Genomic DNA, 3,505 nt, shown 5'->3' on the forward strand with positions numbered 1-3,505 from the left:
GAGGAGCGCGCGGGCCGCAATGACTCCGACCGCACGGGCGTGCCCTTCAAGGAGGGGCGCGACATGAGCGGCCGGCGCACGCAGCGCGCCTACCGCAAGGGCCCGACCGAAGACGACGCCACCCCGCGCGGTCCGAAGTCGGGGCGCGGTCCCCGGGGCGGACGCCTCTGAGGACTTCGGGTCCCGTGGGCGCCCGGGGCGCCGCGGGCGGCGAGAAAGTCGCCCCGGCTCCTTGCGCCCGGGTTGAGTTTTCCCTAGAATCACGCCTATTCTTCAAGGCCGGTCAGAGCCGCCGGAGGGTTCGGCCCTCCAGCCGGAGACCGAATGCCGGATGAACCGAAGTGCGGGCCCAATGTCGGCCCTTCTCATTTTTTTGAGGGCACGAGCGGTCCGGCAGAGGATGTCCCCAGGCGCTCCCGCAGGGAGTCTTCGCCCAGGACGCCTCCACCGCCTTGAGACGTCGCATTCTGGCAGTCGCGCCCGTCCGCATGAAACGGGGCGCCCCGTCTCGGAGGAGAGCTTCTCTCCCGCAGCCGGGGCTCCCTGCGGAGGAGCTGCGGCCGTGCCGCCTGCGCCGCCACCCCAAAGCCGCAAAAGACGGCTTCATCAGGGCGGGCGGATGCGGGAGAGAGAAATGGGCAGTGATGCCCATTTTTTTTTGATCTCGAGCGGACCACTGCGGCGGCCCCGTTCTCCCGGCGAATCGAAGGGAGGGCCCCGGCGCCGCGGCGTCCGCTCCGTTTGAAGGGTTTTGAAGCCTATGAATTCATCCTCCGGAGCCTTGAGCGCCCTTGTGGAGAAGACCGTCGAAGGGCTCGGCTACGAGTACGTCGACTGCGAGCGCCTCGCGCGCGGCCTCGTGCGCGTCACGATCGACACGACGGCCGAAGGCGGCATTTCGCTCGAAGACTGCGAGCGCGTGAGCGATCAGCTCACGCACCTCTTCACGGTCGAGGACGTGCCCTACGAGCGCCTCGAAGTCTCGTCTCCGGGCGTCGAGCGCCCCCTGAAGCGCGCCCGCGACTGGGAGCGCTTCGCGGGCGAACTCGCCGCGGTCGAGCTCTTCGCGCCCATGCAGGCCGAAGGCTTCCCGGCGGCGGGCCGCCGCAAGCTCGAGGGCCGCATCATCGGCATCTCGGGCGAGTCGGGCGCCGAGAGGATTGAATTCGACTACTTCGAGGTCGACGTCGCCCGCACGCCGCGCGCCGCGGCGCTGCGCGCCAAGAAGCGCACGACCGTCGAAGCCGCGCCCGTGCGCGTCGCCTTCCCGCTCTCCGAGGTCGAGCGCGCCCATCTCATTCGTGAACTGAACTTCAAGGGGTAGGAAGAAAATGAACTGCCGTGAAATGCTCGAGCTCGTGGACGTGCTCGCCCGTGAAAAGAACGTCGAGAAGAACATCGTCTTCGGCGTGCTGGAAATCGCCCTCGCGAGCGCGATCAAGCGCGCCCGCTTCCCCGGCGAGGACGCCGACATCGTCGTGCGCGTCGATCAGCAGACGGGCGAATTCACCGCCGTGCGCCGCTGGCTCGTCGTGCCCGACGAGGAAGGCCTGCAGGAGCCCGACCACCAGGAGATGTTCTCCGACATTCATGACGAATATCCCGACCTTCAGCCGGGCGACTACGTCGAGCGTCCGATCGAGAACGTGGACATCGACTCCGCGGGCCGGCGCTTCGCCCAGGACGCCAAGCAGGTGATCCTGCAGCGCCTGCGCGACGCCGAGCGCGAGCAGATCCTCGCCGAGTTCCTCGAGAAGAAGGAGTCGATCGTCACGGGCTCGATCAAGCGCATGGACAAGGGCGACGCCATCGTCGAGGTGGGCCGCCTCGAGGCGCGCCTGCCCCGCAACCAGATGATCCCGCGCGAGAACATGCGCACGGGCGACCGCGTGCGCGCCTACGTGGACCACGTCGGCGACACCCCGAAGGGCAAGACCGTGATCCTCTCGCGCACCTCGCCCGAATTCCTCAAGAAGCTCTTCGAGCTTGAAGTGCCCGAAATCGAAGAGGGCATCATCGAGATCAAGGCCGCCGCCCGCGATCCGGGCGCGCGCGCGAAGGTCGCCGTCACCTCGCACGACCACCGCGTGGACCCGATCGGCACCTGCATCGGCATGCGCGGCTCGCGCGTGAACGCCGTGACGTCCGAACTGTCCGGCGAGCGCATCGACATCGTCGTCTGGAACGAGGATCCCGCGCAGTTCGTCGTGGGCGCGCTCGAGCCCGCGAAGGTCCGCTCGATCGTGATGCTCGAGGACACCCACACGATGGAGGTCGTGGTCGACGAGGACAACCTCGCCGTCGCGATCGGCCGCGGCGGCCAGAACGTCCGCCTCGCCTCCGAGCTCACCGGCTGGCAGATCAACATCCTCACGCAGGCCGAGGCGAGCGAGAAGCGCGACGCCGAAGTCGCCCGCATCCGCGAGGAGTTCATGAAGAGCCTCGACATCGACGAGGCGGCCGCCAACGTGCTCATCGCCGAAGGCTTCTCCTCGATCGAGGAGATCGCCTACGTGCCCGAGAAGGAGCTCTTCTCGATCGAAGCCTTCGACAAGGAGACGATCGAGGAGCTGCGCGCCCGCGCCCGCAACAAGCTCCTCGCCGACGCGATCACGCGTGAGGAGAACCTGCGCAAGGCCGACCCGGCGCTCCTCGCGCTCGAGGGCATGGACAACGACCTCGCGAGCAAGCTCGTGGGCCGCGGCGTGCGCACGCTCGACGACCTCGGCGGCCTCGCCACCGAAGAGCTCGTCGAGATCACCGGGCTTGACGAGGCCGCCGCGAGCCGCCTCATCATGGCCGCCCGCGCGCACTGGTTCGGCGAAGACGCCGCCAAGGCCGAAGCGGCTGAAAAGAAGGAATGACGCTCCTGCTGCGAGCATCCCACCCACCCAAACCGCATCCCGCATGAATGCGCCCTTCAAGTGGCGCCGCGTAAGCGGCCCCCGCTCCCCCCTCCCCGCCGGGAGGGGCGGTGAGCGCAGGAGGCCTCCGCGCCGCCAGGGGCGCATTCGAAGGAGTAGAAAAGAACATGACCAGCATGACGGTTAAGGAATTCGCGCAGGAACTGAAGCTCCCTGCCAAGACCCTCATTGAGCAGCTTCGCGCCGCGGGCGTGGACAAGTCCGCGGAGACCGACACGCTCTCCGACGCCGACAAGAACCGGCTCCTTGACAGCCTGCGCATCGAGCGCACGCAGTCGAGCCAGAGGAAGATCACCCTCACCCGCAAGGAGAAGAGCGTGATCAAGCAGAGCGACGCCTCCGGGCGCGCCCACACGATTCAGGTCGAAGTGCGCCGCAAGCGCGTCTTCGTGAAGAACCCCCAGCTGCAGGCCGAGGAGCAGGCGCGCATGGAGGCCGAGGCCCGCGCGCTCGCTGAGAAGCGCGCCGCCGAGGAGGCCGCCCGCCGCGAGGCCGAGGCCGCCGCCGAAGCCGCCCGCCGCAAGGCTGAGGAGGAGCGCCGCGCCGCCGAAGAGAAGGCCCGCCGCGAGCGTGAGGCGGCC

The 3,505-nt window shown here is 68.5% G+C and carries 3 protein-coding genes; all 3 read left to right on the plus strand.

The window, feature by feature from the left end; translation table 11 throughout:
* Positions 1 to 760 precede the first annotated feature (760 nt).
* Positions 761 to 1,324 carry a ribosome maturation factor RimP gene (rimP, locus tag ACT6Y9_RS09535; protein ID WP_295480552.1) on the plus strand — a complete coding sequence of 188 codons (564 nt, stop codon included), beginning with the start codon at positions 761 to 763 and terminating at the stop codon, positions 1,322 to 1,324.
* Positions 1,325 to 1,331: 7 nt separating this feature from the next.
* The gene (nusA, locus tag ACT6Y9_RS09540; protein WP_295480550.1) at positions 1,332 to 2,864 is read left to right on the plus strand and encodes a transcription termination factor NusA; all 1,533 of its coding nucleotides are present in this window, start codon (positions 1,332 to 1,334) and stop codon (positions 2,862 to 2,864) included.
* Positions 2,865 to 3,031: 167 nt separating this feature from the next.
* On the plus strand, positions 3,032 to 3,505 hold a 474-nt coding region (locus tag ACT6Y9_RS09545), incomplete at its 3' end, for a translation initiation factor IF-2 associated domain-containing protein (protein WP_443744350.1).

Source organism: Sutterella sp., from assembly GCF_052272535.1.
Taxonomy (GTDB): domain Bacteria; phylum Pseudomonadota; class Gammaproteobacteria; order Burkholderiales; family Burkholderiaceae_F; genus Sutterella.

What these genes read in the sequence shown, in the direction of transcription:
- rimP (WP_295480552.1), top strand. Translation starts at nt 761, where the DNA reads ATGAATTCATCCTCCGGAGCCTTGAGCGCCCTTGTGGAGAAGACCGTC.
- nusA (WP_295480550.1), top strand. Translation starts at nt 1,332, where the DNA reads ATGAACTGCCGTGAAATGCTCGAGCTCGTGGACGTGCTCGCCCGTGAA.